The following is a 25,017-nucleotide window of genomic DNA, read 5'->3' as shown; positions in this document are numbered from 1 at the left end:
TTATTGATTTTTATAGTATGTTGCCAAAACGGTGACCGAGCCACAAGTAATAAAACTAATTAAATTACCGTACATCAAAATCAAATCTTTTTGATAGTATCCGTAGATGATACCATCGAGCTGAATCAGATTAAAACCTGCGAAAGTAATTAAAGAAATATCCCTAGCACTTTTCTTTTTTAAAATCCGCAGAGCTTGTGGAATAAACAGACTAGCATTAAATATAAAACCTAAGCCAAAAAATAAAGTTACTAATTCTCTCATGTTGAGTATAGAAAAGGTAAATAGTATTATGAGGATTTAACTGCTCAATAAACCACAGCCGTTGTTGAGCAAAATAATGGCTGTTTTATATTTCATTCAGCCAATTTAAAATACTGGCTTTGCTATCTACCAATCCCTTGTAAAATAGTGACTCTGGTGACATAGACTCAATTGCAGCACATAGCTTAACTCGTAATAGGGAATCTTTTTTGATTAAACTGCAATCTCTGAAATAAGTCCGAATAGTAAATAATGCTGCTTCATACTCCGGTAGTCCCCAAATTACTTGTCGCTCAATTCGTAAGTAAAGCTGAGGATTTTGGGCATCAAAGTCTCTACCTTGCCATTGACTAACCGATAAATTAGGCGGTGGTTCGGGATGGTGATTAAGGCGGGTGTCAGTACTCAAACCCCAAGCAAAACGCACCATAGGTTTACAGCTAATCATAGTATTAGCGATCGCATCTGCCCGGCGATTAATTTTTTCCATACCTGCTACAGGCTGATGTATTTCTGCAAAGTTTTTACCGATTTTTTCCTCAGCTGACCAATGATTGGGATAGCACAAGTGAACTGCACTCAGCCAATTGCAACCATCCCTACCACGACAGATGACTGTCAAGTCTTCTTGCATTTGGGATGCTAGAGCATCAAGGGTAGAACTGTAAGTGGGAAACACTGAACTATTCTCGACTCGCTGTAATTGCCAGTCTGCATCTAGATAAAGTGTTTCTTGGGTGAGTTGGCTACGAAATATCAAGGTATTAGCTGTTGATTTTTGGTAATCAAAGTATTGTGGGTGATCTTGCGTGAGGCGCTCAACTATCAAACGAGCGATCGCACCTGCCACAGCCTTAGAATATTTATGAGTTTGGTAGTATTTACTTAACCGTTCGGCACGGGCTAAAAGTTTAGCCTGACGGTAATGTGCAAAATTTTCATCGATTTGAAACACTTGCCCATCAGCTTCAGCATTACCAAAACACGTGCCAAAGGCCATCATCCCTGGCTTGACTTCGTAGCGTCCATTCATCAACGGGAAGTAGCAAGCCGGACTATTGCAGGCTTTTAGTTTCTGCGTTTCCACAAGCCAGTGATGTAGAGGAGTGCCATGATAGATGGTTGCATAATAACTTGGGCATGAGTTGAGATTTTGTAGTGCGATCGCAAAACTTTAACTTTGTGCTTCTATCCCCAAAAATATATCAAGCAACTTTTCTAATTCTTGTAGAATTACCAATGTCTACATAATTTATAGGCTACATCTATTCAATAAGTAACCACGCAAAATTAATTACAGTCATTGCAAGCGCAGCGAAGCAATCTCAACCCTTGCGATTGCTTCATTTCGCTCCGCTCCATTCGCAATGACATTGTGTAATTAATTTTGTTTAACTACTTATCTACAAATCTTATACCAATTTGAGAAAAGAATGCGACAGATTTTAGGGGCAAGGCACTGCCCAGTGGTGTCAACTTAACGTGAAACCCTCTTGGTTGCAAGGTTTCGCCCACACGGAGAGGGGAGCAAGAGATTTATTTCCCCTTCTCCTGCGGGAGAAGGGGTTAGGGGATGAGGGCGCGAGGTATTTGTACAACGCCTGCCCTATATAGCTTTTAGCTTAAGTTGACACCAATGGGCACTGCTTTGTCCTCTAAAATATATTGATGTGTCGCCAACATTATTTGAATTGGTATTCTAGGGTAGAACGGCTCAACAAAAATTATATAATTTAAATATTTAATAGCTGATTTGGTTACTTATAGAAAATGACTTAAATTTTATTTATGCAAAAGGGAAAATGGTCAAAATATTACTTGATTCCATTTCCCTTTTACCCTTGTAAAAAAACTCTTATCTCATAAGACAACTTACAAACTGATAGTTTGTGCTACAAAATTTGCTTGACTATCCCAATAATCAACCTTATTAATCTGCACCTTCAGCAAAGCAATATCAGGTTCCTTTAATCCTTGCGGAAACCAAGCTTGAAGTTCTGGCTTCCATAATTCTTGCATCTTGTTGCGGTCTTGAACTAATTCTGCGCTACCCGATACTGAAACATATCGCTTTTGGTTAGGTGAAGAGAAACTGAGATTGACTTGCTGACGATGCTCAATTTCAAAGACTTTATGGGAACTAGCATTGGTAAAAAACCACAGTGTACCATCAGGCTGAATATCACTACTCTTTTCCATCGGACGACTGTGCAAGCTACCATCCTCATCGACTGTAGTTAACATACTACAACCAATATCTTTAATCAGTTCCCGCAGTTGATCAATATGTTGATTTTTGTCGGTAGAGGTTGTCATTTACCGTACTCTTGTTTTGAGGTTTTTCATTGACATGGGAATTAGAATTAAACCCATTGTCCTTGCTTGGAAAATTCCTCTTTTAGTATCAACATTTTTGATTTTTAATTACCTGTGTCTACAGATAGAATTACTATGACATTTGGAAAGAGCGTAACATTGTTGCGCCCTTTCCAAAGATGTGAGAGCCTTCATTGTGATTATTTACCTGAAGGTTGCCAACCCCGACGCTCTAGCATTTGCCGTACTTCTGGGCTGGGATTATAGTTATAGCCGTAAGACGAACGCTCTGAGTCATCCATAATTTGAGGTGTCAACAATACAACCACCTCTCTACGTTCATTGCTTCTGTTAGTACTTCTAAATAGAGAACCAATTAAGGGAATATCACCCAAGATAGGAATCTTAGAGACTGTTGTCCGGTCTTGGTCTTGAATAATACCTGAGAGAATCAACGTCTGACCATCTCGTAGACGAATCATACCAGAAGTCAGAGACCGTTCAGATACTAAAACAATTTGACCATTTCCTGTATTTTGTGATGCTGTAGGTGCGCTAACAGTGGGAGCAACCGATAGAGAAACAAAACCATTGTCATCAATCCGCTCAATTTTCACATTCAGGGTTAAGCCAACTTTTTGTTTATCAATTTTTCTCTCAGTTCTAGAACCACCGGAAGTATCTGTTGTTTGTAGAGTAATGTTCCCTACGACTTCCTGAGTCAGGTTAACAAGAGCCTGCTGACCTTCTTGCACAATCAAAGTCGGATCAGTCAAAATCTTGGCATTGCCATTTGTGACTTGAGCTTGCAAACTAGCGAGTAAACGTTTGGGGAATTGATATAAAGAGGGTAAAGATGCCGTAGCCGTACCCAGAGTACCTTGTGTAACGCTGCTGGTACCATCAGCATTTCTTGTAACTATGTTATCCGTTGCCGGAGTGATCTGAGAAAAACCTGGTTGTAAAGGATTAGTATTACTAGGAGAAATAGGTTGGTAAAAATTTCCACTGCCTGCACTTTGACTTCTAGTGGTTGTACCATCTGGATTGACTATGATCGTACCTGGGGTAGTTCCAGAAATACTGACAGTGCTATTTGGATCATAGAAAGGTGAGCCTGTAATAGGATTAGTAATAACTGGTGTATCGTTTACACTAGTTGCCGCTTCGGAAGCAGTAGCAGGCCTAGAGCCACCAAAATTGAGAGATGCTGCACCATTATCAACAGCAAAAAAGTTATTCCCCACACCAAACGAGAAACTAGTATTGTAATCCTGGGTTCCCGTGAGGTTAACATCAATAATTTTGACATTGACTACTACTTGACGACGACGAATATCAAGCTGAGTCAATTGGGCCATAGCCATATCAATTAATCTAGCTGGCCCAATCAACGTAACAGAATTTGTACGCTCATCTCCTAATGCCTGTAAACCTCTAAGTAATGGGTTAGAGTCCTTAAAATCAGCTCGTTGAGTTTCTAGTTTAGTTTCCGTAGTGGTTTGAGTTTGGGTAACTGCGGCGGTGGAATTACCTACAGGGACAGCACTCACACTAGTAACAAGTCGTTCGCGGCTAATGGCACTTTCTGCACCTAAACCAACTAAAAAGTTGAGGGCGACTCCCACTGTTACCTGATTGAGTCGCACGTTCCGCATCACATTATCACGGGTAGAGTTGGGTAGTTTCGGCCCCACAAAAATCGTGCGACCACTACGATTAGCCTCTAAACCACTCAAACGCAAGACATAGTTAAAGACATCTTGTACTGGTTCGTTTTCTATATCTAAGGAAATAGTTTGTCCTCCAGCAGCCGCACTTGTTTGACCACCAGAAGACGCTCCCCCACTTGCTGCTCCTCCTACATAAGCTAAATTCAGACCAGCTGCACGAGATAGTAGTGATAAAACCTCACGCACGGGAGCATCTCGCAGTACTAACCTAGGTACGCGCTCCTGAGTACCTAAGTCAATATTTACGGGAGAAGCATCAATATTGGAGATAGCAATATCGCCTACTGGTGGAGCAACGGCTCTGGGTAAGAAAGGAGGCCCCTGATTCGGAGGTTGACCTGGGCCTGCTGGTTGTGCAGGTTTACCGTCAATACTGATTTCCGGGTTGGGGACTAAAACATCCGGTTTTTTACCCGTTTGAGGTGCAGTAGGATTAGATGGTGGTGTGGGCGTTGTTGGTATTGGTGCTGGTGTTGTTGGATTGGGCTTTGATGCTGTAGTATCTCCAGAGGGACTAAAGCCTAAAGTAATACGATTATCTTTTCTGCCTACAGGTTGGCTACTAGGGGCGTTGTTGCTTCCAGTTACCACCACCCGGATGCTGTTAGCATCTAGCTGAACAATTTCAACTGAGGCAATTCCTGAAGCGGGGTTGTCTTGGCGGAAATTATTGCCTTGTGGTAAACGTAGTTGAGTATTAATAATATCTGTAACTAAGGCATTTCCTCTTTTAGTTGTGAAAACTTGCGGACGCGAGCCAGAGGAAGTTTTCAAAATAACATTAATTCCACCATCAACTTGACTTAGCTGTACGTCAGTAATTTGGGTAGTATCTGCCCAAACCGGTTGAGCTGCTAGAAAGATAAAAGCAGCAGTACCTAATAATAAACTATTACCGTGAAGCTGTTTCACAGTTCATTCCTCACCTGATAAAACCTTGTTGACAAATAATTTTTGATCGGAACTTAAGTACTGAAGCTGTTAGCTCAAGCCTACTCAGGTAGACTTAAAACTAAGTTTGACCAGAATTCAGATCTCTGGAGATAACTTTAACTATAGACCCCTATATTGCACATCTATAGTGGTTGTTGTCTTGATACCCCATTCCTATTTCCTAGTTCAGTACTATTCGCTATTTCTTCTTAGGAGCAGCTTTAGCAGCAATCATTGCCCTTTCCTCAGGGGTAAGTGGCATCAATGCTTGTAGCTGGAAAGAGGTAGTGATTGATGCAGGCCCGCGCTTGGGTATAGGCGCTCCTTTTTCTGATGTGGCTTTAGGCGGTGGAATCAATATCGATTGATAATCTTTGAATATTAACAAAGGCTGTAAACGCTCAATGTTACGCAGAATCGATTGCGTTTGTTCGTAAGTACCCTCAATTTCAACTTGGATAACACTGCGTTTCAGCTTGCCATCCGCCTGTATGCCCAAACTACCATCCGTAATTGGTTCTGGTTGCTGCGTTACTGGCACAAATTTTTTCAGTTGAGCCTTGGCTGGATTACCAGGAATTTGAGCGTTACCAGTTTCAATTAAGCGATTCATATCCAGTAACAATGTATCCAAGGTTTTTTCGTTAGAAAACAAACTTAAAACCTGAATTTGTTGCTGTTTGGCTTGCTCTAGCTCTTGTTTGATTTCGTCAATCTTGTTGACACTAGCTTTCTTTTGATTGACTTGTCCTTGTAATTCGTTAACTTTTGTTTGCTGCTGTTGATAGCTATCCCAAGCTGGCATTAACAAATTGAAGGCTACATACAATGCACCCAAAAGTCCTACAGAACCAACCAAAATCCCGATGATTTTAGGTGTAAAGCTAATTCCAAACAGAACGGGAGAGGCTGGGGATTCTAGAGCAAACTCTCCGTTTTGTTCTGCAAAATTCAAATCGTCACTCAGCGTCATTTTGTAATGACTCCTGTTTTTTGGATACTGCGAATTCGAGTTACTAGTCCCACTGTGCCTTTTTGTTCTAACTCCCGAATTAACTCAGAAGCTGGAACATCGCTCAGACTTGATTGAATAGTGTATTTGACTACTTGAGGTGGCGGAAGTTTGACACCATTACTATCAGTGGCATCTGATGAAGATGGTGCATTGACTAACTCAGCAGTCTTAATTTTGCTTTCTGAGGCCTTTAAAAAGTGAGACTGTTGCAGAGTTAACAAAAAGTCGTTGACATCGTTAAAAGAACGAGCTACGCCGTTAATTTCTATGCCTCCAGCGGGGTTTCCAGGAGTAGTCCCTGCTGCTTGCCCCTGCCCTTGTACTGGACGAATCGGTGGGGTTTGCTTGATGTCCTCTATTTGTACGTTTGCTGGTATACGTTCGCGCAAATCTTGTAACATGGCTGACCAAGGACGAATTTGGTCAAAAACTGTGACTAAACCTTGCGTTTCGCCTTTAATTTTGGTTGTCTCTTCTTTAATTTTGTTAATACTTGCTAGTTCTGTGTCTAACCTCTTGCTTTCTTGATCTAGTTGTGCTAAATTTTGCTCTAACTCAGCGTTCTTGGCTTGCAACCACCACCACGCGCCTCCTACAAGGGTGGGTAAGCAAATGCCTACAGCTACCCCTATATATAATGGTGTCATGTTGCCAACAGGCATCTGAATTTTGACTCTTGGCTTTTTAGTAGCCGTATTCTGGTAATTTGGACGGTCTTTAAGGAAGTTAATATCCAAACTGTACATTCTGTTATACCTCCCGCATTCCTAAACCCAGTACTGTCGCTAAACCAGCGCGTTGTACTGCAGGGTATTTTTCCTCACTAACTTCTATGGACAAAGATGTTATCGGATCGATTTGTGCAGTTGGTAAGCTTAATCTTTGGGTGAAAAACTCATCTAGCTGTTGCAAGCCACCGCCTGGGCCTGCTAGAAAAATTTGTGCTACCTCCAAATTTTCACTTTGATTGAGGTAAAAATCGATAGAACGACGCAGTTCATCGGTGAGTTCTCCCAAAACTCTTAATAAAGCTGCCATACCTGGATTAATATCGGTTAGCCCAGTTTTTCCGCCATCGGCGTTTGTTGTCATAATCGTCATGCCGTACAACATTTCCATATCTCGGCTTGCAGGTAGACTCATAGCCTTTGAGAGGGCATATTGCATTTGATAAGTACCGATAGGTACAGTACGCGAAAATTGCGGCACTCCGTTGACAATAATGGCAATTTCTGAACTATCAAATTCGATATCAACTAATACTGCTGCTTCTTGGGGGCTGAATTGCCGCAATTGCTCGCGGATTGTCCGAATCATGGCAAAACTGTTGATTTCTAAAATATCGATTTGCAATCCAGCCTGCTCAAATGTATTAATATATGCTTCCGTTACCTCCTTACGTGTAGCTACTAAAAGTACTTGTACTTTTTCAATACCATCTTCATCTACAAAGTACCCAAGTTTTTGATAATCGACATCAGCTTCTTCACGCGGATAGGGTAAATACAACGCTGCTTCATGGTTTAGCACCATTTCTCGCAGTTCTTTATCATCTAACTCTGCTGGTACAGGTATTAAACGGACAATTGAATCTCGTCCTGTGACCCCAGTGGCAACCCGAGAAGCTTTAATTTTGCTTTCAGCCAAACCCTGCTGAATTAACTGCGCCATCGCTGGCGCATCAGCGATTTGACCGTCCATCATTACACCTTCGGGAACTGGTATTGATGTTAAGGCTTCTACTTTTAAGCCTTGACGTTGTTTGCGTAATTGAACTATATTCACCCTTTCTGGTGCTAGTTCAATACCGACCCCTTTATTAGATTTGCTAAACAGACTATTGAAGCTTTTCACCACTTTGATGCCCGTTGCACTGCTAAATTGATAAGTTAAATGATGCTAAAAAACGTTCTTGGTACTAGGTAATTGATTTAGCCTATAATCTCGACAATTCTGCATAAGCTTTTCACTCAAAGCAAGCGTAAATATACTAGTAAAATGTTTAAAACTTCAAAATTCAGACGATTGACTGTGTTTGTACTGCTCGGTTTATTGACTAGCTGGATAGTCAGTTGTAGTACAGGAAATGTAGGCACGCAAACAAAACAGGCCTCTGGGGGAGCAACAACGATTGAGTTTTGGACAATGCAACTCCAACCTCAATTTAATGGTTACTTTCAGAACCTGATTGCATCTTTTGAATCACAAAACAAAGGTATAAAGATTAACTGGGTCGATATACCTTGGGCAGCAATGGAGAACAAAATCTTAACAGCTGTCTCAGCAAAAACGCCACCTGATGTTGTCAACCTCAATCCGGATTTCGCATCTCAACTTGCAGGACGAAATGCCTGGTTAGATTTAGATACAAAAGTCTCAAATGAAGTAATTTCCTCCTATCTGCCAAATATTTGGAAAGCTAGCACACTCAATGGTAAAAGTTTTGGTATTCCCTGGTACCTCACTACCCGGCTAACTATTTATAACACTGATTTATTAAAACAGGCAGGTATCAACAAAACACCGAATACTTACGCAGAATTAGGGCAAGCGGCACAACAAATTAAAGATAAAACAGGGAAATATGCCTTTTTTGTAACTTTTGTTCCGCAAGATTCCGGAGAAGTTTTGGAATCATTTGTGCAAATGGGAGTCACCTTAGTAGATTCCGAAGGTAAAGCAGCTTTTAACTCACCGCAAGGCAAAGCAGCTTTTCAGTATTGGGTAGATTTATATAAAAAAGGGCTACTTCCCAAAGAGGTTTTAACTCAAGGACATCGCCATGCAATAGATTTATACCAAGCTGGTGAAACAGCATTTTTAGCTTCAGGCCCTGAATTTCTGAAAACGATCGCCAATAATGCCCCCAAAATTGCTCAAGCCTCTGCGATCGCACCTCAAATTACAGGTGATACTGGTAAAAAGAATGTTGCTGTTATGAACTTAGTTATCCCCAAAGATAGCAAGTACGCAGATGCTGCTGTGAAATTTGCTCTGTTTGTCACTAACGATCAAAACCAATTAGCTTTTGCTAAAGCTGCTAATGTTTTGCCATCTACCGTAAAATCACTGGCTGATAGCTATTTTAAAAATGTTCCTGCTAGTGCGACAACAGTAGACAAAGCCAGAGTAATTAGCGCTCAACAACTACAACAGGCAGAAATATTAACGCCGACTATGAAAGATTTCAATAAATTGCAAAAGGCAATTTATGAGAACTTGCAAGCAGCAATGTTAGACCAAAAAACAGTAGAAAAAGCTGTAGAAGATGCAGCACAACAGTGGAACAATCGCACATAGAAATGTGCATTAAAAGGTAAATAGTTGGTGTTTAAGGGATAGTAAAATCCACCAACCAATACCAATGTCAAACATTTTCAAAACATATTAATGATTTTTAGGGGCACAGAAATTTGCCCCTATTTTCTTTATTTGTTGTATTTTTTAGGATTAATTAGTGCAACATTGAAAAATTTCAAATAGCTTAATTATGCTTTTATTAAATCACTATTACTATTTACACTCAGCATTTTGATTAGCGTAAGGGCATGGCACCAGTAAGATAATTTGATATGCCAAAAGATTGTGGATGCTGTGCCCCTACCTATTCATCTGTCGTGTTCTTGTTTCACAATGGTAAACTATCAGATTTCTGCCTCTTATTTCTTTCAAAGAGCGCTCTCATTTCAGGCTGACATTAATTGCTGAAGGCGTTTTGGTTCATCTCCCAGCCAATCGGGATTTTTGGCAGTACCGTCGAAAATGGATGAAGTCTTGAAAGGTTCAAACTCGCCGCGAGATCCAGCATCTGCGGTTTTGGCTAACAATGTTTGCACCTGCTCCTCTGTCATCGGTTTAAATGTGTCTACGGCTTTGAATGCTTGCTCGAGAATCTCCATACTGTCGATTCCCGTAATTACCACCGAAGTAGGTAGATTCAGCGCATAGTGGAGACATTCAATTGGCGTTACCGTCTTGGACTTGAGCAGAATCCCATTTGCCATACTTTTCATTCCCAAAATACCGATATTTCGTTTGACTAGTTCTGGTACAACCAGCTTGGCGAAACTCCGATAGTGTGCGTCCATCACATTTAACGGCATCTGAGCTGTAGCAAATTTAAAGCCGTAATTGTCTGCAACCTGGAGCATATGCAGATGAATTTCGGGGTCTTTGTGCCCCGTAAAGCCAATGTAGCGTAGCTTTCCAGCTGCTTTTGCTGCAACTAGCGCCGCATTTGCGCCCTCTTCATCAAAAACCCGATGCGGATCATCAAATCGCAGGATTTCGTGATGTTGTACTAGGTCAATGCAATCGACTTTTAGGCGTTTTAAGGATTCATCGAGCTGTTTAGTAGCTTCTTTTTTAGAGCGTCCATCAATTTTGGTCATCAGGAAGACTTTGTCTCGATAGCCATCACGGAGTGCTTTCCCCATGCGAATTTCACTTTCACCTCCGTTATAGTCCCAACTGTTATCCATGAAGGTGATGCCTCGATCAATCGCTGTGCGAACAAGCCGTATTGCCAACTGCTCATCTACGTGTTTCAAGCTGAGATGCCATCCGCCCAATCCAATTGCAGAAACTCTCTCTCCAGTATTACCAAGTTCTCGATATAGCATCTTTGTTCCCTCTATTTTTGTTTTTACAAATATTTCTGAAAATGACTGAATAGGTCGATAATTTGTAGGGCTTCATTTTTGGTGTGTTCATTAACATATCGCTGCTCAGTCATAAAAATCCTAGTTTTTGATTGTATTTGATATAGTTCCTGGAACTCGTGCCCATTCAAAATAAATAAAGCCAGATTAAAACAGCCCTTGCAGTTTTAGCTTTGTGCTTCATACTTACTTATAATTGGGAAATTATTGTTTATTTTCAGACGATTTCAGCCAATGATTAGCCTTCACCATATTAAAAAATCAATTATAGAAGTGCTTCCCTCTATTGAAGGATGACACCTATGCATTGAGAGCTATTAGTCAAATATTTACTCTACGAAATAAGAGTTTATTCACCCATAAGATAGGTGATTTTTTTGTCTATGTCATCGCTTGATTTTTGGCTGATAATCAACGATTTGTTGTGACTTGCAAATAATTCACTGCTTGCCAAATAGATTATATAAATATAATTAGTGGAACTAATCAATAAAAATTGCGATCAATTGTCATACAATACTGGGAGAAAAGTAACACAACATGAGATTATTTAGGCTGAATTATTTTAAGCGGTTAGCGAAAGTATTTATACTAAGTATTGCTATTTTACTTGTACTCTGGTTGAGTTCACCACTTCTCCCTATATTCGCAAAACCAGAGACTCAACTTTTCGAGCAAGTTTGGCAAACAGTAAACGATAATTTTTACGATCCTCAGTTTAATGGAGTAGATTGGCCAGCCATCAAAAAACAATATCAACCTCAGCTAATTAAAGCTGAATCAAGCAAAGATGTTGCTTTTTTGATTAATCAAATGCTTGCTCAACTTAAATCTTCTCATACAAGGTTTTATACTCAAGATGAGCCTGCTTACTATCAGCTTTTAGGAATTTTTTTGGCTCACAGTCCAGAGTTAAAAAAGCAATTAAAACAGTTTTTGCCAACAGGTAAAGTAGAATACACTGATATTGGTTTATTTACCAAAGATATTAATGGCAAAATATTTATTAGTTCTATTTTGGATGATAGCCCTGCTGTGAAAGCAGGCTTAAAGGTAGGTGACCAAATTTTAAGTGTTGATGGTCATTCATATCAGCCAATCAAGTCTTTTGCTGGTAAAGCAGGTCAAGCTGTCAAAATGTTGATACAGCGATCGCCTGAAGCCAGCAGTCAGCAAGAAATTGCTGTTGTACCCAAAATTTATGATGCTAGCACGATGTTTTTGCAAGCGCAGACAGCCAGTGTGGAACTAATTGAAGTTGCAGGGAAGAAGGTTGGTTATATTCATATATGGTCAAATGCAGCTGACCCTTACCAACAACAACTCCAAGATGAACTAATTTATGGTCGCTTAAAAAATGCCGATGCTTTAGTTTTAGATTTGCGAGATGGCTGGGGTGGAGGTGATATTAGTTATCTCAACATCTTTAGCGCTAAACACAATCTCAGCCTCACCAGTATTCCGCGTTCTGGACGTAGTTATACTTATAACTATCAATGGAAGAAACCTGTAGTGATGTTAGTAAATGAGAACAGTCGTAGTAGTAAAGAAATTATTGCGTTTGGGTTTCAACAAAATAAGATGGGGTTAGTTCTTGGGACTCAAACGGCAAAAGCTGTACTTGGCGGTCGTCCTTATTTAATGCGCGATGGTAGCCTACTTTATGTTGCAGTTACGAATGTATTGGTTAATGGTAATCAAAGGCTGGAAGGTAAAGGTGTAGTACCAGATATTAATATTTCATTTCCTCTAGAATATGCCCAAGGAGTAGACCCGCAAAAACAAAAAGCTATAGAAACTGTGTTAGATCAAGTGCGGTGAATTACTGATGATATGGTTGGGAATGGGGAATGGGGAATGGGGAATGGGGAATGGGGAATGGGGAATGGGGAATGGGGAATGGGTAAACTGTATTTTTATTTCCCATTACTGACATTCACAGATATGATAAGTGTTCAACCGGAGATGATATTACAAGCAAGATTTCCCGTAATAGATACAGCAGATTTGATGTTTATGAGGTACAGCAACTAATTGAAAAAAGTAATGAGTAATAAGTAGTGAGTAATAAGTAAATTTCCTACTCATTACTCATTACTCATGATTGGGACTATTCCACCTCAAGATTCTTCAAAAAGGCGATCGCCTCGATGTAATCTTTCTGCAATTTGGTAAGTTTGACCTTGAGAGCGCATAGTGGGCGAATGGGCGGCTAAATACCGAGATGCAGCAACTAATATATGAATCCCCGTCGGAGTTTTACCAAACAGCGAGTATTGGCGAAAAGCAGCTTCTATTTCTTGAATGACATGAAAATCACGATTTTCACGCAACATCATTTTCCCTAGGATAGCCATCAGTTTTTCAGGAGAACCGCCGCTATATAAATAATTAGCTACTAATTTACCTGTTTGATTGACTTGCTGCTGACGGTTTAATAAATCTGGTAGCTGTTGGAGTAATTCTTCAGGATTTTCTGTGGTGTCTTTTGGTTCTGGTAGCCTTGCTGGTGGTACATTCAAAAAGCGATTTAAATACACACTCATCGCAGCATCAAAAACTCCTTTAAGGAGTTCAATTGTTGGTACTCTTCGCAATGCTTGATGTACAGCATTAGCAAAGGTAAATGGATGATGGGCGGAATTCCAATCGCCAAAATCATTATTGGTGTGGAAACGAGCTACTCGTAATGCTGCTGCATAAGTGACGATGCTGGCTAATTGTTCTGCGCTACAACCTACTTGCAGTGCATCTAATAGCGAATCAGCGATTGCTTGTGGGTCTTCACCCAATAAAATTGGTAATAATTCCTCTTGGTTTGTCCAAGTTCCTTGCCGAGATTTACCTACACTTAATGCTGTAGGTAATTGCTCAAAAGCCGATTCCAAGATGGCGATTAAATCTACAGGGTAGCGCCAAGAATTAGATTCTTCCATCCTATCGGCATTAGCTAAACCAGGGACTAAGCTAGCCAAAGTTGAGTCGGCTGCTTGCCAACCCACGGCATCAAGTGCTTCTAAGGCTTTGTTGATAAAATCAAGGGTATGCCCAACGTCAAGATAACGATGATCGCAAGCTGCACAGAACAGCATATCTGCTATTTGTTGTGAATTAGCTCCCGAAGCGAGCGCAGATACTAAACATCTCTGCGCTGCTTCCGTATCTCTTACCTGAATAAATTGGCGGAACCAGCTTTTGAGAGTTGCAACATCAACTGTCGAGTTAGGTAATGGATGAACAACAAACTCTGGTGGCGAACCTGCGCTATCATTCGCTACTGCTGACAATCCATGAAATAAAGCCCGGGGTTTATCTTCTGCATCTAGATATGGTAGGAGATTCATCATACAAGTATGGATAGTCAACCCTGTACTCCAACCTGCTTTGTTATAGCGAGTACCAAATTCTAGCCCCATGAGAAAAGGTTCAGCCGGATTGACTCCCAGATCTAAAAGTGCGATCGCACTTTTAGCAATCACTAAAGAAATGTTTTGCTCTAAACCATCTTGTAAACGTTGGCGGTGGTGGGTATGAAGGTTAGCTGGTGGCGCTAAATTTACCCACACTTCACCATCACGAATTTCTACAGGGAAACAAGGAACATCATCTGCCCAAGAGTCAAAAGTGCCACCACTAGCAAGGTCAAAACGGGCATAATGCCAAGGACAGGTAACAATACCATCCTTACAGTTGCTGCCTTTGAGAGGAAAGCCCATGTGGGGACAACGGTTGTCAATTGCATATACTTGATCGTTGGCGTAAAACAAAGCAAGAGTCTGCTTTTGTTGATGCACTAGCAAACTACCTGCTGCTTGAACATCTTTAAGTTGAGCAACGAGGATATAATCATCTGTTGTGGTTGTATCTGCAAATATTTCTGTCATTGAATTGCACATTGGTAAATGTCAAAACCCTTACTTCTACTGTGTCGAAGTTTTTCTCCTTTGAGCATTTCTGCAATTCTAATTTTTGTTAACTATCGCCAAATGACTTGATCATCAAGGCATTGGGCTGCCGCTGCTTATAGAGTCTTCCCGGCAACATGGATAAAGTAAAAGGCGTTGCACCCATTAATTATCTCGAATTGGAATTTGAATGACAAATTCTGTACCTACACATGGTTGTGAATAGCATTCTAATTTACCACCGTGCAGTTCATTAACAATTTGGTAACTAATTGATAAACCTAAACCTGTACCTTTGCCTACTGCTTTGGTGGTAAAAAATGGATCAAATACTTTATTTCGCACTTTATCTTCCATTCCTATACCATTATCAGCAATTCTAATCTCTATATAGGAATTATCAATATTTTTAGTAGTAATATGTAGCTTTAGCTGCTTACTTACTTCCTGTTTTAATAAGGAATCTTCTAAAGCATCAATTGCATTTGTCATCAAGTTCATAAATACTTGATTCATGTGCCCAGCGTAGCACTTAATTAGTGGCAATTTTCCGTAGTTTTTAATAACTTCAATACCTAAATAATTATCGGCTGATGCTTTGAGACGACTGTTTAAAATCACTAAGGTGCTGTCAATCCCCTCATGAATATCTACTGCTTTAAATTCTGCTTCATCTAAACGAGAAAATGTCCGTAGTGACTTCACTATTTCACGAATGCGCTCTGCTCCCACATTCATAGAACGAAATAATTTCTCTACGTCTTGCTTAAGAAAATCAAATTCAATAACTTGAATTTCTTGTTGAATTTCCACCTCGGGTTCAGGGTAATATTTTTGATAAAGTGAAATTAAATTCAATAAATTTTGAAAATATTCATAGGCATAAGTTAAATTCCCGTAAATAAAACTCACTGGGTTATTAATTTCGTGAGCAATTCCAGCCACCAGAACTCCGAGAGCAGACATTTTCTCTGATTCTACGAGTTTCATTTGTAAAGCTTCGAGATTTTTGAAAGCATTTTCTAGCTCATCACCTCTGTGCTTCAAAGCAGTTTGTGATTCTTCTAACTCGCGAATCATATTTTTGAGAACACTTTCTCTAACTTCAGTATTGTTCTCTAGTTGTTGTCTATCGGCTTCTGAGCGTTCTAACTTTTTTTTCAGAATCCGAACAGTTTTTTCTAACTCTTTAAGTCTGCTCTCATTGTCTGTGGTTTCCATAAGCCGCTACTTTGTTCCTAGAAGCAAAGTCACAAAAGTTTCTTGGTGATAGTAAGAGGAACCATGAGGTTCTAAGGGGGCAAATTCACCGTAGGTGTAGAATCCACAAATAGGTACTTCTGCACACAGTGCATTTTTGACTAGTTGATATTCTTCTTTGGCTCTTGTTCCTAAAAGCCAACGACGACAGCAACAAGAAAATAGTAAAACTGCTTCTGGTTGCGTTCCAGGATAATTTGCTAAAGCATTTTTAAATGATGTTTCTGATGCTGCAATGACATCATCTCTACTAATATCTGTAACTTGAACTATGGCTTGTTCTGGCACATTACCAAGAAAATTGATGCTACCAGTTTCTACATCGTAAGTATTAGGTACTCGCATATAATAGCGATCGCTATCTCCTTCATACACAGCTAAGGGATGCTCCGCAGTCGGAGGGCGATCGCCTAAATAGCGCTCATAATATGCTAGTGCTGTCATCCCTTCAATCTCGTAGAGGATGGTTCCTTGAGATTTGGTAACAATGCTTTTGAGTCCAATGGGTTCCCAGCCACAACCAATTCCATAGGAAAATTTGATATCTCCAGAAAAGATTAAAACTGGTAGGGAATCTGTTAGTACTTCGTTGCAGAAAAATTGATAGGTTTTGGTAAACCTAAATTGATCGCCTGCTGTACCACCTAAAATTGGCATTTCTGAACCTAAGGCTAGTTTTAATCCTTGTAGAATTAACTCGCCATTAGTTGTGGAACCATCTTCTATATAACTTGCGGGAACAGTAATACATAATTTCGCACTATTAGTACTTTTTTGAGTTGCTTGTTGTACAGCTTGTTTAGCCGCCTCTAAAGGGTTATTTTTTGCACCATACCCCACACCCGCACGAATTTCTACATTGTCAGAGTAAAAAAGCATGAGTGTTAAAGAATCTTGTTGAAATCCTAAGCCAGAAGACACTTCACCATCGGTAGTGCAACCAATCAATTCAATTTTGGGAAAGGCTTGGTTAATTTCTTTAACGATTAAATCATGCTCGAAATCAATAGCAGCAAATAAGATACCTGCTTGAGGAATCACACCATCTAAATCCCTGACACAATGTTCTAAAACTTCTGTAATAGCATCTTGAGAATCTGGATCTTCACTATGTCCAACAACAACTTTTAGCATTTTTAGCTCCTAGTTAAAAATATAGTTAAATTAATCAATCATCATCAATCATTAGATAATGACTCTATTGGCAGACTCATAATAAACTCGGCTCCTTCCCCTGGTGAAGAATTTACATTGATTGTGCCTCCATGTTTTTCGACAATAATTTGACGAGCAATTGCTAATCCTAAACCTGTACCTTTGCCCACAGGTTTAGTAGTAAATAATTGCGTAAAAATCTTTTGTTTTACTGCTGCTGTCATCCCCTGCCCATTATCTTGAATACTAATAATTACCTGCTGCAAATTTTCACTTAAACTAGTAGTAATAGTGATATAATTAGGATGAGCTTGAATCTCCGCAAAACTGCTGCCGCTATTTGCTTCTTCTAAAGCATCAATGGCATTAACTAACAAATTCATAAATACTTGGTTGAGTTGTCCCGGATAACATTTAATTTGGGGAATTTCACCATAGTTTTTAATCACTTCAATAGCTGGGCGAGATTTTGAGGCTTTGAGGCGATGTTTGAGAATCAAGAGAGTACTGTTGATGCCGTCATGTATATTAAAAGTGATGGGGCGATCGCTATCTGCACGGGAAAAAGTTCTCAGGCTATTACTGATATCACAAATGCGATTCACCGCATCTTGCATAGAAGCCAGCATCTTCGGTAAGTCTTTGCGGATATAGTTGAGGTCGATAGCTTTAATTTGATGTTCAATCGCAGTACTAGGATTGCTAGATTCCTGCTGATATAAATCAATCAAGCCAAACAAATCCTTGATATAGTCCAATGCATAATCGATATTGCCACCGAGGAATCCGATCGGGTTATTAATTTCATGGGCGACTCCAGCGACAAGATTACCCAATGCAGACATTTTCTCGCTTTGCACCAGTTGGGTTTGAGCCTGTTGGAGTTCGTAAAGGGCTTTCTCTAAATCTTCAGCTTTTTGGCGTAGTTGAATTTCCGATTGGCGTAATGCGGCTTCAGCGAATTTGTTGGCGCTAATATCTATCAACACTCCATCCCAAACAATCGCACCATCAGCTTGCAGTTCTGGGCGGGAAGCGGCTTGTGTCCATTTTTCTTTACCAGCTACTAAAAATCTGCCTTCCCATTGCCAAGGTGTTAAATTAGCGGCTGAATCTATAATCGATTGTTTAATGCTCTGACGTTCCTCTGGATATAACATCGCAAACAGCACATCTGCGTCTGTGATTTCCTCTGGGTGTAAGCCAAACAGTTCATAGCAACCAGAACTTACATAAGAAAACGATGCTAAACCATCCACAGCGAGACGGAATTGATAAATCATTCCTGGGGCGTTTTCCGCCAATTTTTGCAATTGATTTTGAGTATTCTGTAAGGCTTGGGTGCTGTGTAGCAATTCTTGTTGGGCTTGTTGCAATTGTTGCAGCGATCGCTCTAACTGTTGGGCGTAATTTTGTGATTCTTGATAGAGACGAGCATTTTCTAGGGAAATAGCGACTTGGGCGCACAGGAGATTGAGAAGTTCGACGCGTTCGCCCTTGGCGTTGGCGGAGCCATCGCCTGTAAATGCCCCAACTGTTAAGTTATTTTCTAGGTATAAAATCCCAATCAATTTGCCTTGATGGAGAATCGGAGTACACAAAATACTTTGGGGGCGGTGGTGGAGAATGTAGGGGTCAACCGCAAATGTGGGATGATCGATAGCACGATCAATAACTGCCGATTTCCGAGTATTTTTTACCGTGTTGATCAGGGAAATCGGCACAGTTGCACTGTTCTCTAGAGGTAGAGATTGCAAAACAGTTGTGTTTTGTTGCAGTTGAGAAACACCTGCTATTAACCATTGATCACCTTGTGGTAGTAACAATACAGCTTTATCAGCGCCAGCATTTTCAATCAAAATTTCCAGTAGCGCCGTTAATAATTTCTCCAGTTCAATTTGACTAGAAAGGGTTTGAGAAGCTTTGAGAATAGTTCTTAAATCTAATAAAGTTGCAGAATTATATGCTGTGAATGTGGCAACTTGCTTTCTGAAATCTGTGAAACTTGTCGGTGTGGCTGACTGTTGGCGGATCGGTTGCAATAGTTGGGGGTAGCGCTTTTCTAAATCATCGACTTTAGCCACTGCACCCCAACGGGAATAAGCGTAGTAAGCATCAATCATATAGACTTGGGCGACTTTGGCTTTACCCCAATTGAGATAAAATTTAGCCGCCAATTCACAGGCGATCGCTTCTTCGTGGAGAAATTGGTTTTCTTTTGCTAGGGCGATCGCGCGATCGTACATCTCCATTGCAGCAGACATTTTTCCTAAGACTCGATGTTTCTCGGCTGTGACTAAACACCATTTATGTAAATAAGTGATGGGTGCATGATCAGCCCATTTCTTCAGCCGTTTAAGGTTCTTCGCCACCTGCCGCAAAATTTGGAACTGAGCCGATTTCGATGCTGTAGGATAAATACTGAGTTTCGCTAGGGATTGATAAAAGCAAAATAGGGATGTTAGCAAGGTTCCCCGCGATCCAGCAATCCATTTTTCGGCTAATCTCGCATTCTCCACCGCCTGCTGTTCTTGCCCAAATAATACTCCTAGCCAAGTTTTCAAGGTATAAAGACGAGAAAGGGAATTGGCTTCTTGGGCTGCTAAATATTTCTGTTGCATGGCGATTTCATCATACACTTCACCCACCAAACAACAAGGATCTGCGGATTTTCCCATCAAGTTCAACACTAATTGTTGCGCTATCAGATGGTATGTCAGGGCTTTGTCTTGGTGCAGTTGTTGCAGTGATTGAGTGTATTTAGCAAATTCTGCTAAAACTCTATCCAACTGTTCACCAGAATGCAGCAACGCCGCACAGTAACCAGCCGCGTTATAACTCGCATACTCTAGTTTGCCTGTCTCTAGCCCTGTTTGATAACCTTGCAATGAAGTCTCTAGGGTTGCAGCTAATGGATCTTTCCAAATCCGAATCATATTAGAGAAGATAAATAATACTTCTGTGCGAAATTGCTTACCTAAACCGGTTTCCGTCAGCCTTAAACCCAGTTCGCCAAATTGATACCCAGTTTCTATATCACCTATCATACAGAGAATAAACCCATAGGCGGCATAGCCTGGGGCGAGAAAAGCGGAATTGCCATAGCGCAGTGACAGTTCCAGCTGTTTCAAAATAATTAGTGGGTGTAAATTGGGTTCGCACATATAGCTAGCTGTGGCGATACTGCTTAACAAAGACATCTTTGCTAAGGCGGTAGGGTTTTGCATGGGAGGTGATGCTAGCAAATCCTGGGGAGATTTACGCCCTAAAGTTAGCTTAATTTGCAGCAAAGCTAAAATTATCGTTAATTTTGTTGGTTTTCGGGGAAAATTGACTCCTAAATGTTTCAGCGCCTCTAACCCCATTGCGACTGATTTTGTTGGTTGATGATTGGTAGTAAAGCTATTGAGTCTAATTTCGTAAGCTTTGATTGTATCTAGTAAAGATTCAGCATTTTGGAAAATCCCATCGATCAGCTGTTCCATTTGGGGAATATCGCCACTGAGATAAGCAACTTCAGCTGCAGCATGATAAATATCTAAACTTAGATGATATTGCCTTTGCCAATGGTTAGCAGGTAACAAACTTTTGGCGATCGCAAAATAGTTAACAGCCGCCCCATAAGCAGTTGCAGTTCTGGCTTTGTTCCCAGCCATGAAGTTAAGCAGAATGAGTTCTTGACGTTGTGCGGTGGTGCTAATTACCTCGATACCACGATTGAGGTGATTGACAATATCAAAAATCCTGGCTTCCTGCTCTGAGGTAGGTATATGCTGTAGTAGTAATTGCCCGATTCTCAGGTGAGTAGACTGTTTGCGATCGTCAGGTATTAAGGAATAGGCAGCTTCATGGACGCGATCGTGCAAAAATTTATAAGTCGGGTTAGCCGCTGATGGGGTAACGGATGTTGGTAAATCATCAGCGTCAGTAAAGAACTTATAGATTTCACTAGTGGGAAGCAACAATCCATCCTGTAGCGCTTCCCACAAATCACCAGCCGTAGCTGCAGGCGATCGCGCAGATGCGATCGCTAATGTGTTTAAATCAAATTGAGTGCCAATGCAAGCCGCCAATTTCAGCACATCTTGAGTTGCTGGTGGTAATTTCTGCAATTGCAGTGCCATAAATTCCACTACATTATCAATCATGGCAACTGCTTTTACCTGAGCAATATCACACTGCCAATATTTCCCATCTCTATCAAATGTAATTAGCTTTTCTTGGTATAAAAATTTCAGAAATTGCGTTGCAAAAAATGGATTACCTTGAGTTTTTTGATAAATTAATTCAGTCAGTGGTTGAGCCACAATTTCAGCACAATTCAATGTATCAGCCACTAAATGATTAATATCTGCTTGAGAGAGATTATTTAATGTAATTGTGTTAACTATTGACCCTAGTTTTTTTATTTCTTGCACCGTTAACAGTAACGGATGAGCAGGTGAAATTTCCTGAGCGCGATAAGAGCCAATCACCAATAAACTGCCAGCATCATTCATCAATATTTCTAGGAGTTTTAATGATGCTAAATCTGACCATTGTAAATCATCTAAAAATATTACCAAAGGATGTGCTTGAGTGGTGAATACTTGCGTAAAGTTTTGGAATAATAAATTAAACCGATTTTGAGCAGAGTTACCAGATAATTCCGTCGCAGGTGGTTGTTTACCAATAATGTTTTCTAATTCCGGAATCACATCAATAATCACTTGCCCATTATCACCTAGAGCCGAGAGAATCTTGCTGCGCCAAAGTTTGATTTGGGCATCGCTTTCACTGAGAATTTGGCTAATCAAATCTTGGAAAGCTTGTACAAATGCCAAAAAAGGAATATCCCGTTGAAATTGGTCGTATTTACCTTTAATAAAATATCCCCGTTGCCGCACAATTGGTTTATGGACTTCATTAATCACAGCAGTTTTACCAATTCCCGAACAACCTGCAACGAGTAGCATTTCTGTAGTACCAGTACTCACTCTGTCAAATGCTTGTAGTAGCGTCTCAACTTCGCTAGTACGTCCATATAATTTTTCGGGAATCAAGAAATGCTCGTAAATATCTCGACTACCTAAGGAAAATTTAACTATATTTTGGGTTTTCTGATACTGAGCTAAACAATTTTCTAAATCATATTTTAATCCTGCCCCACTCTGATATCTATCTTCAGCATTTTTTGCCATTAATTTAGCAACAATCTCAGAGATAACCAGAGGTATGGATGGATTTATTGTATGAACATCAGGGGCAATTTTAGCAATATGTGAATGTACCAACTCCATCGGTTCAACAGATGAAAATGGTAATATTCCTGTTAGCAGTTCGTAAAAAGTCACACCCAAAGCATAAAAATCGCTGCGGTAATCTATGCCCCGATTCATTCTGCCAGTTTGTTCGGGAGAAATATATGCCAGAGTTCCTTCTAAAATCTGGGGATTTTGTAGTTGGGGAGTTTCTTTTGGTAAGAGAGAAGCAACACTAAAATCAATTAGTTTTACCTGATGGGTTTGGGGATTAATGAGAATATTGCTAGGTTTAATATCTTTGTGGATGACTCTGTGACGATGAATTGCTTCTAAATGAGTGGCAATTTGCATAGCAACAATGAGGAAATCATGGATAATATCGCCTTGTTTTTGTATGATCCAGTCTTTGAGAGAAATGCCCCCCATATCTTCCATGATCAGGACATAACCATTGCGATATGCTTCCAGACTGTAAATTTTGATAATTCCAGGTAAGTCTAAGTTTTTGGTGATGGTGTACTGGTTACGGAATTGAACAATTTCGTTAAAGCTGGGGTATTCACTCCGTATCAGTTTGATGACAACTGGCATTTTGTCTATGTTGCGGTTACCTTGATATACCAGTGTCCGCGTACCCGCATAAATTGGTTTTGTAATTGAGTAACCAGCGATCGCTACAGTGCCATCAACCACCATGTTCATCCGCAAAACCTAACTCTTTGATAACTTCTCTGTTAAGTTTGCCCATCAAACCAGTACGAATCACAGCAAGTAACTAAATTTACAGAGAGATTTCTCTACTTAGCTGATTTTCACGGGTCTGAAGTGATGACAAAAGTGATTCCTAAATTTTTACATTCCTTAACAAAGGTTGATGTATTCCCACTAATTTATTAATAAAACAGTGTTCTATAACTTAAATTGTAGAATAATTGAATGAAATAATATCCTCTGGATTGATATCAACTTTGAACATTAAAACTTTGGGTACTGTACTAATTTAAATTTGAGGTCTACTGTGTCTGAAGCTTTATTATTAGATTTAATTATCAAAAATGTGTGGGTAGTTCGTCCTCATAATAATAATGTCGAACTCCTAGATTTAGGAATTAAAGATGGCAAATTTATCGAGATTGCGCCAAATATTAGTCCCGATAAAAGTCAACAAGTATTTGATGCCCAAAATTTGCTAGGATTTCCTGGTGTTGTAGATGCTCATATGCACATAGGTATCTATCAACCTCTAGATCAAGATGCTGTCACTGAAAGCAAAGCTGCGGCAATGGGAGGTGTAACTACTAGCCTAAATTACATTCGCACAGGACAGTATTATCTCAATAAAGGTGGCGCTTACAAAGATTTTTTCCCGGAAGTATTGGCGTTATCTGCAGGTAATTTTTTTGTTGATTACAGTTATCATATTGCACCAATAGCTAGTCAGCATATCGAAGAAATTCCGCTACTATATGAAGAATATGGAGTATCTTCGTTTAAAATTTTTATGTTTTATGGCGGTTATGGTTTGCATGGTTTATCAGATCAGCAAAATCTCTTTTTAATGATTAATAAAGAGGAACGCTATGACTTTGCCCATTTTGAATTCATTATGCGTGGTCTCACTCGCCTAATGGCAGCACATCCAGCAGCACGAGATACTATTAGTTTGAGTTTGCATTGTGAAGTTGCAGAAATTCTCAACGCCTACACCAAAATAGTAGAAAATGATTCTAGCTTGAGTGGATTAAAAGCTTATAGTGCAGCCCGTCCACCGCATTCCGAAGGTTTAGCAATTTGCATTGCTGCTTATTTGGCACATGAAACCAACTGTGCAAATATCAATTTATTACATCTCAGTTCCCGTAAAGCAATGGAAGCAGCTTTGACTATGCAAACTGCTTTTCCTCATATTAATTTTCGCCGCGAAGTTACTGTAGGACATTTGCTCTTAGATGTTGATAGTCCTAATGGGACTTGGGCAAAAGTTAACCCGCCAATTCGTCCCCGCGCTGATGTGGAATATTTATGGCAAGCAGTACTAAATCATCAAGTAGATTGGATAGTTAGCGATCATGCTTGCTGTTCTGCTGAACAAAAACGCAGTGCAAAATACCCCAATAATATTTGGTTAGCTAAATCTGGTTTTGGCGGTACAGAATATTTACTTTCTGGTGTTTTAAGTGAAGGAAGTAAGCGAGGAATGTCTTACAACCACATGGCTAAGTTGCTATCTTGGAACCCATCAAGGCGTTTTGGCTTGTTAGAAAAAGGAGATATTGCTATTGGTTATGATGCTGATTTAGTATTAGTAAATCCCAATGAAACTTTTGTGGTAAGTGCGGCTGAGTCGGAGTCACAACAAGGTTACACACCTTTTGAAGGTGCAGAATTAACTGGTAAGGTGAAGAGTACCTTTTTACGAGGAAATTTGATTTACAACAATGGTCAAGTTTTAGGTTCGCCTACTGGACGTTATTTAAAACGTTCCCATAGTGGCTTAAATGCTTAGTTATATCGTCCTTAATTGGTAATGTA

General features: G+C 40.0%; 16 protein-coding genes. 4 read left to right on the top strand and 12 right to left on the bottom strand.

Translation table 11 applies throughout. The features are described 5' to 3' along the window. The 7 genes from HG267_RS00340 to pilM all read right to left on the bottom strand — a co-directional run bounded on the left by HG267_RS00340 (position 1) and on the right by pilM (position 8,118). A complete protein-coding gene (locus HG267_RS00340) occupies positions 1-264 on the bottom strand; it encodes a PQ-loop domain-containing transporter (RefSeq protein WP_045867509.1) in 264 nt (87 codons plus the stop codon). Positions 265-349: 85 nt separating this feature from the next. Next, the gene (locus HG267_RS00335; protein WP_052335025.1) at positions 350-1,297 is read right to left on the bottom strand and encodes a heme-dependent oxidative N-demethylase family protein; all 948 of its coding nucleotides are present in this window, start codon (positions 1,295-1,297) and stop codon (positions 350-352) included. 839 nt (positions 1,298-2,136) lie between these two features. Next, complete coding sequence (locus HG267_RS00330) at positions 2,137-2,580, bottom strand: pyridoxamine 5'-phosphate oxidase family protein (protein WP_045874650.1); 444 nt, start codon at positions 2,578-2,580, stop codon at positions 2,137-2,139. Positions 2,581-2,780: 200 nt separating this feature from the next. Then, positions 2,781-5,225, bottom strand: coding sequence for a type IV pilus secretin family protein (locus HG267_RS00325; protein ID WP_045874649.1), 2,445 nt, complete (start codon positions 5,223-5,225; stop codon positions 2,781-2,783). 220 nt (positions 5,226-5,445) lie between these two features. Then, positions 5,446-6,219, bottom strand: coding sequence for a pilus assembly protein PilO (locus tag HG267_RS00320; protein ID WP_045874648.1), 774 nt, complete (start codon positions 6,217-6,219; stop codon positions 5,446-5,448). After that, positions 6,216-7,007, bottom strand: coding sequence for a PilN domain-containing protein (locus tag HG267_RS00315; protein ID WP_045874647.1), 792 nt, complete (start codon positions 7,005-7,007; stop codon positions 6,216-6,218). Before HG267_RS00315 ends, HG267_RS00320 begins: the two co-directional genes overlap by 4 nt. Positions 7,008-7,011: 4 nt before the next feature. After that, entirely contained in the window at positions 7,012-8,118 is a 1,107-nt protein-coding gene (pilM, locus tag HG267_RS00310) for a type IV pilus assembly protein PilM (protein ID WP_045874646.1), read from the bottom strand. A gap of 141 nt (positions 8,119-8,259) precedes the next feature. Between pilM and HG267_RS00305 the strand changes: the two genes are divergently transcribed. Further along, complete coding sequence (locus tag HG267_RS00305) at positions 8,260-9,561, top strand: ABC transporter substrate-binding protein (protein WP_045874645.1); 1,302 nt, start codon at positions 8,260-8,262, stop codon at positions 9,559-9,561. A gap of 386 nt (positions 9,562-9,947) precedes the next feature. Here HG267_RS00305 and HG267_RS00300 read toward each other — a convergent pair whose 3' ends face one another. Continuing rightward, positions 9,948-10,883: an aldo/keto reductase gene (locus HG267_RS00300; protein WP_045874644.1), complete on the bottom strand. Its 936-nt coding sequence runs from the start codon at positions 10,881-10,883 to the stop codon at positions 9,948-9,950. A 579-nt stretch (positions 10,884-11,462) separates the two neighbouring features. On the opposite strand from HG267_RS00300, the gene HG267_RS00295 reads away from it, so the two are divergent. Together HG267_RS00295 and HG267_RS00290 are read left to right on the top strand one after the other, a co-directional pair. Continuing rightward, complete coding sequence (locus tag HG267_RS00295; protein ID WP_045874643.1) at positions 11,463-12,743, top strand: S41 family peptidase; 1,281 nt, start codon at positions 11,463-11,465, stop codon at positions 12,741-12,743. Positions 12,744-12,779: 36 nt separating this feature from the next. Further along, complete coding sequence (locus HG267_RS00290; RefSeq protein ID WP_168161054.1) at positions 12,780-12,956, top strand: hypothetical protein; 177 nt, start codon at positions 12,780-12,782, stop codon at positions 12,954-12,956. A gap of 86 nt (positions 12,957-13,042) precedes the next feature. Here the strand turns inward: HG267_RS00290 and HG267_RS00285 are convergent, their stop codons facing one another. The 4 genes from HG267_RS00285 to HG267_RS00270 all read right to left on the bottom strand — a co-directional run bounded on the left by HG267_RS00285 (position 13,043) and on the right by HG267_RS00270 (position 23,187). After that, positions 13,043-14,806: a Rieske (2Fe-2S) protein gene (locus HG267_RS00285; RefSeq protein ID WP_045874641.1), complete on the bottom strand. Its 1,764-nt coding sequence runs from the start codon at positions 14,804-14,806 to the stop codon at positions 13,043-13,045. Positions 14,807-14,992: 186 nt separating this feature from the next. Then, complete coding sequence (locus HG267_RS00280; RefSeq protein ID WP_045874640.1) at positions 14,993-16,048, bottom strand: ATP-binding protein; 1,056 nt, start codon at positions 16,046-16,048, stop codon at positions 14,993-14,995. Between the two features lie 6 nt (positions 16,049-16,054). Continuing rightward, complete coding sequence (locus HG267_RS00275; protein ID WP_045874639.1) at positions 16,055-17,221, bottom strand: FIST signal transduction protein; 1,167 nt, start codon at positions 17,219-17,221, stop codon at positions 16,055-16,057. Between the two features lie 44 nt (positions 17,222-17,265). After that, complete coding sequence (locus tag HG267_RS00270; protein WP_045874638.1) at positions 17,266-23,187, bottom strand: ATP-binding sensor histidine kinase; 5,922 nt, start codon at positions 23,185-23,187, stop codon at positions 17,266-17,268. 316 nt (positions 23,188-23,503) lie between these two features. Here HG267_RS00270 and HG267_RS00265 point away from each other — a divergent pair, with 316 nt between their 5' ends. Further along, positions 23,504-24,991 (top strand): amidohydrolase family protein, encoded by a 1,488-nt coding sequence (locus HG267_RS00265; RefSeq protein WP_045874637.1) that lies wholly within the window; start codon positions 23,504-23,506, stop codon positions 24,989-24,991. The last annotated feature ends 26 nt before the right edge of the window (positions 24,992-25,017 follow it).

This window comes from Tolypothrix sp. PCC 7601 (assembly GCF_025677855.1).
Lineage (GTDB): Bacteria > Cyanobacteriota > Cyanobacteriia > Cyanobacteriales > Nostocaceae > Aulosira > Aulosira diplosiphon.
Note: the sequence above shows the minus strand (reverse complement) of the source record. Positions and strands in the feature narration are given on the sequence as shown.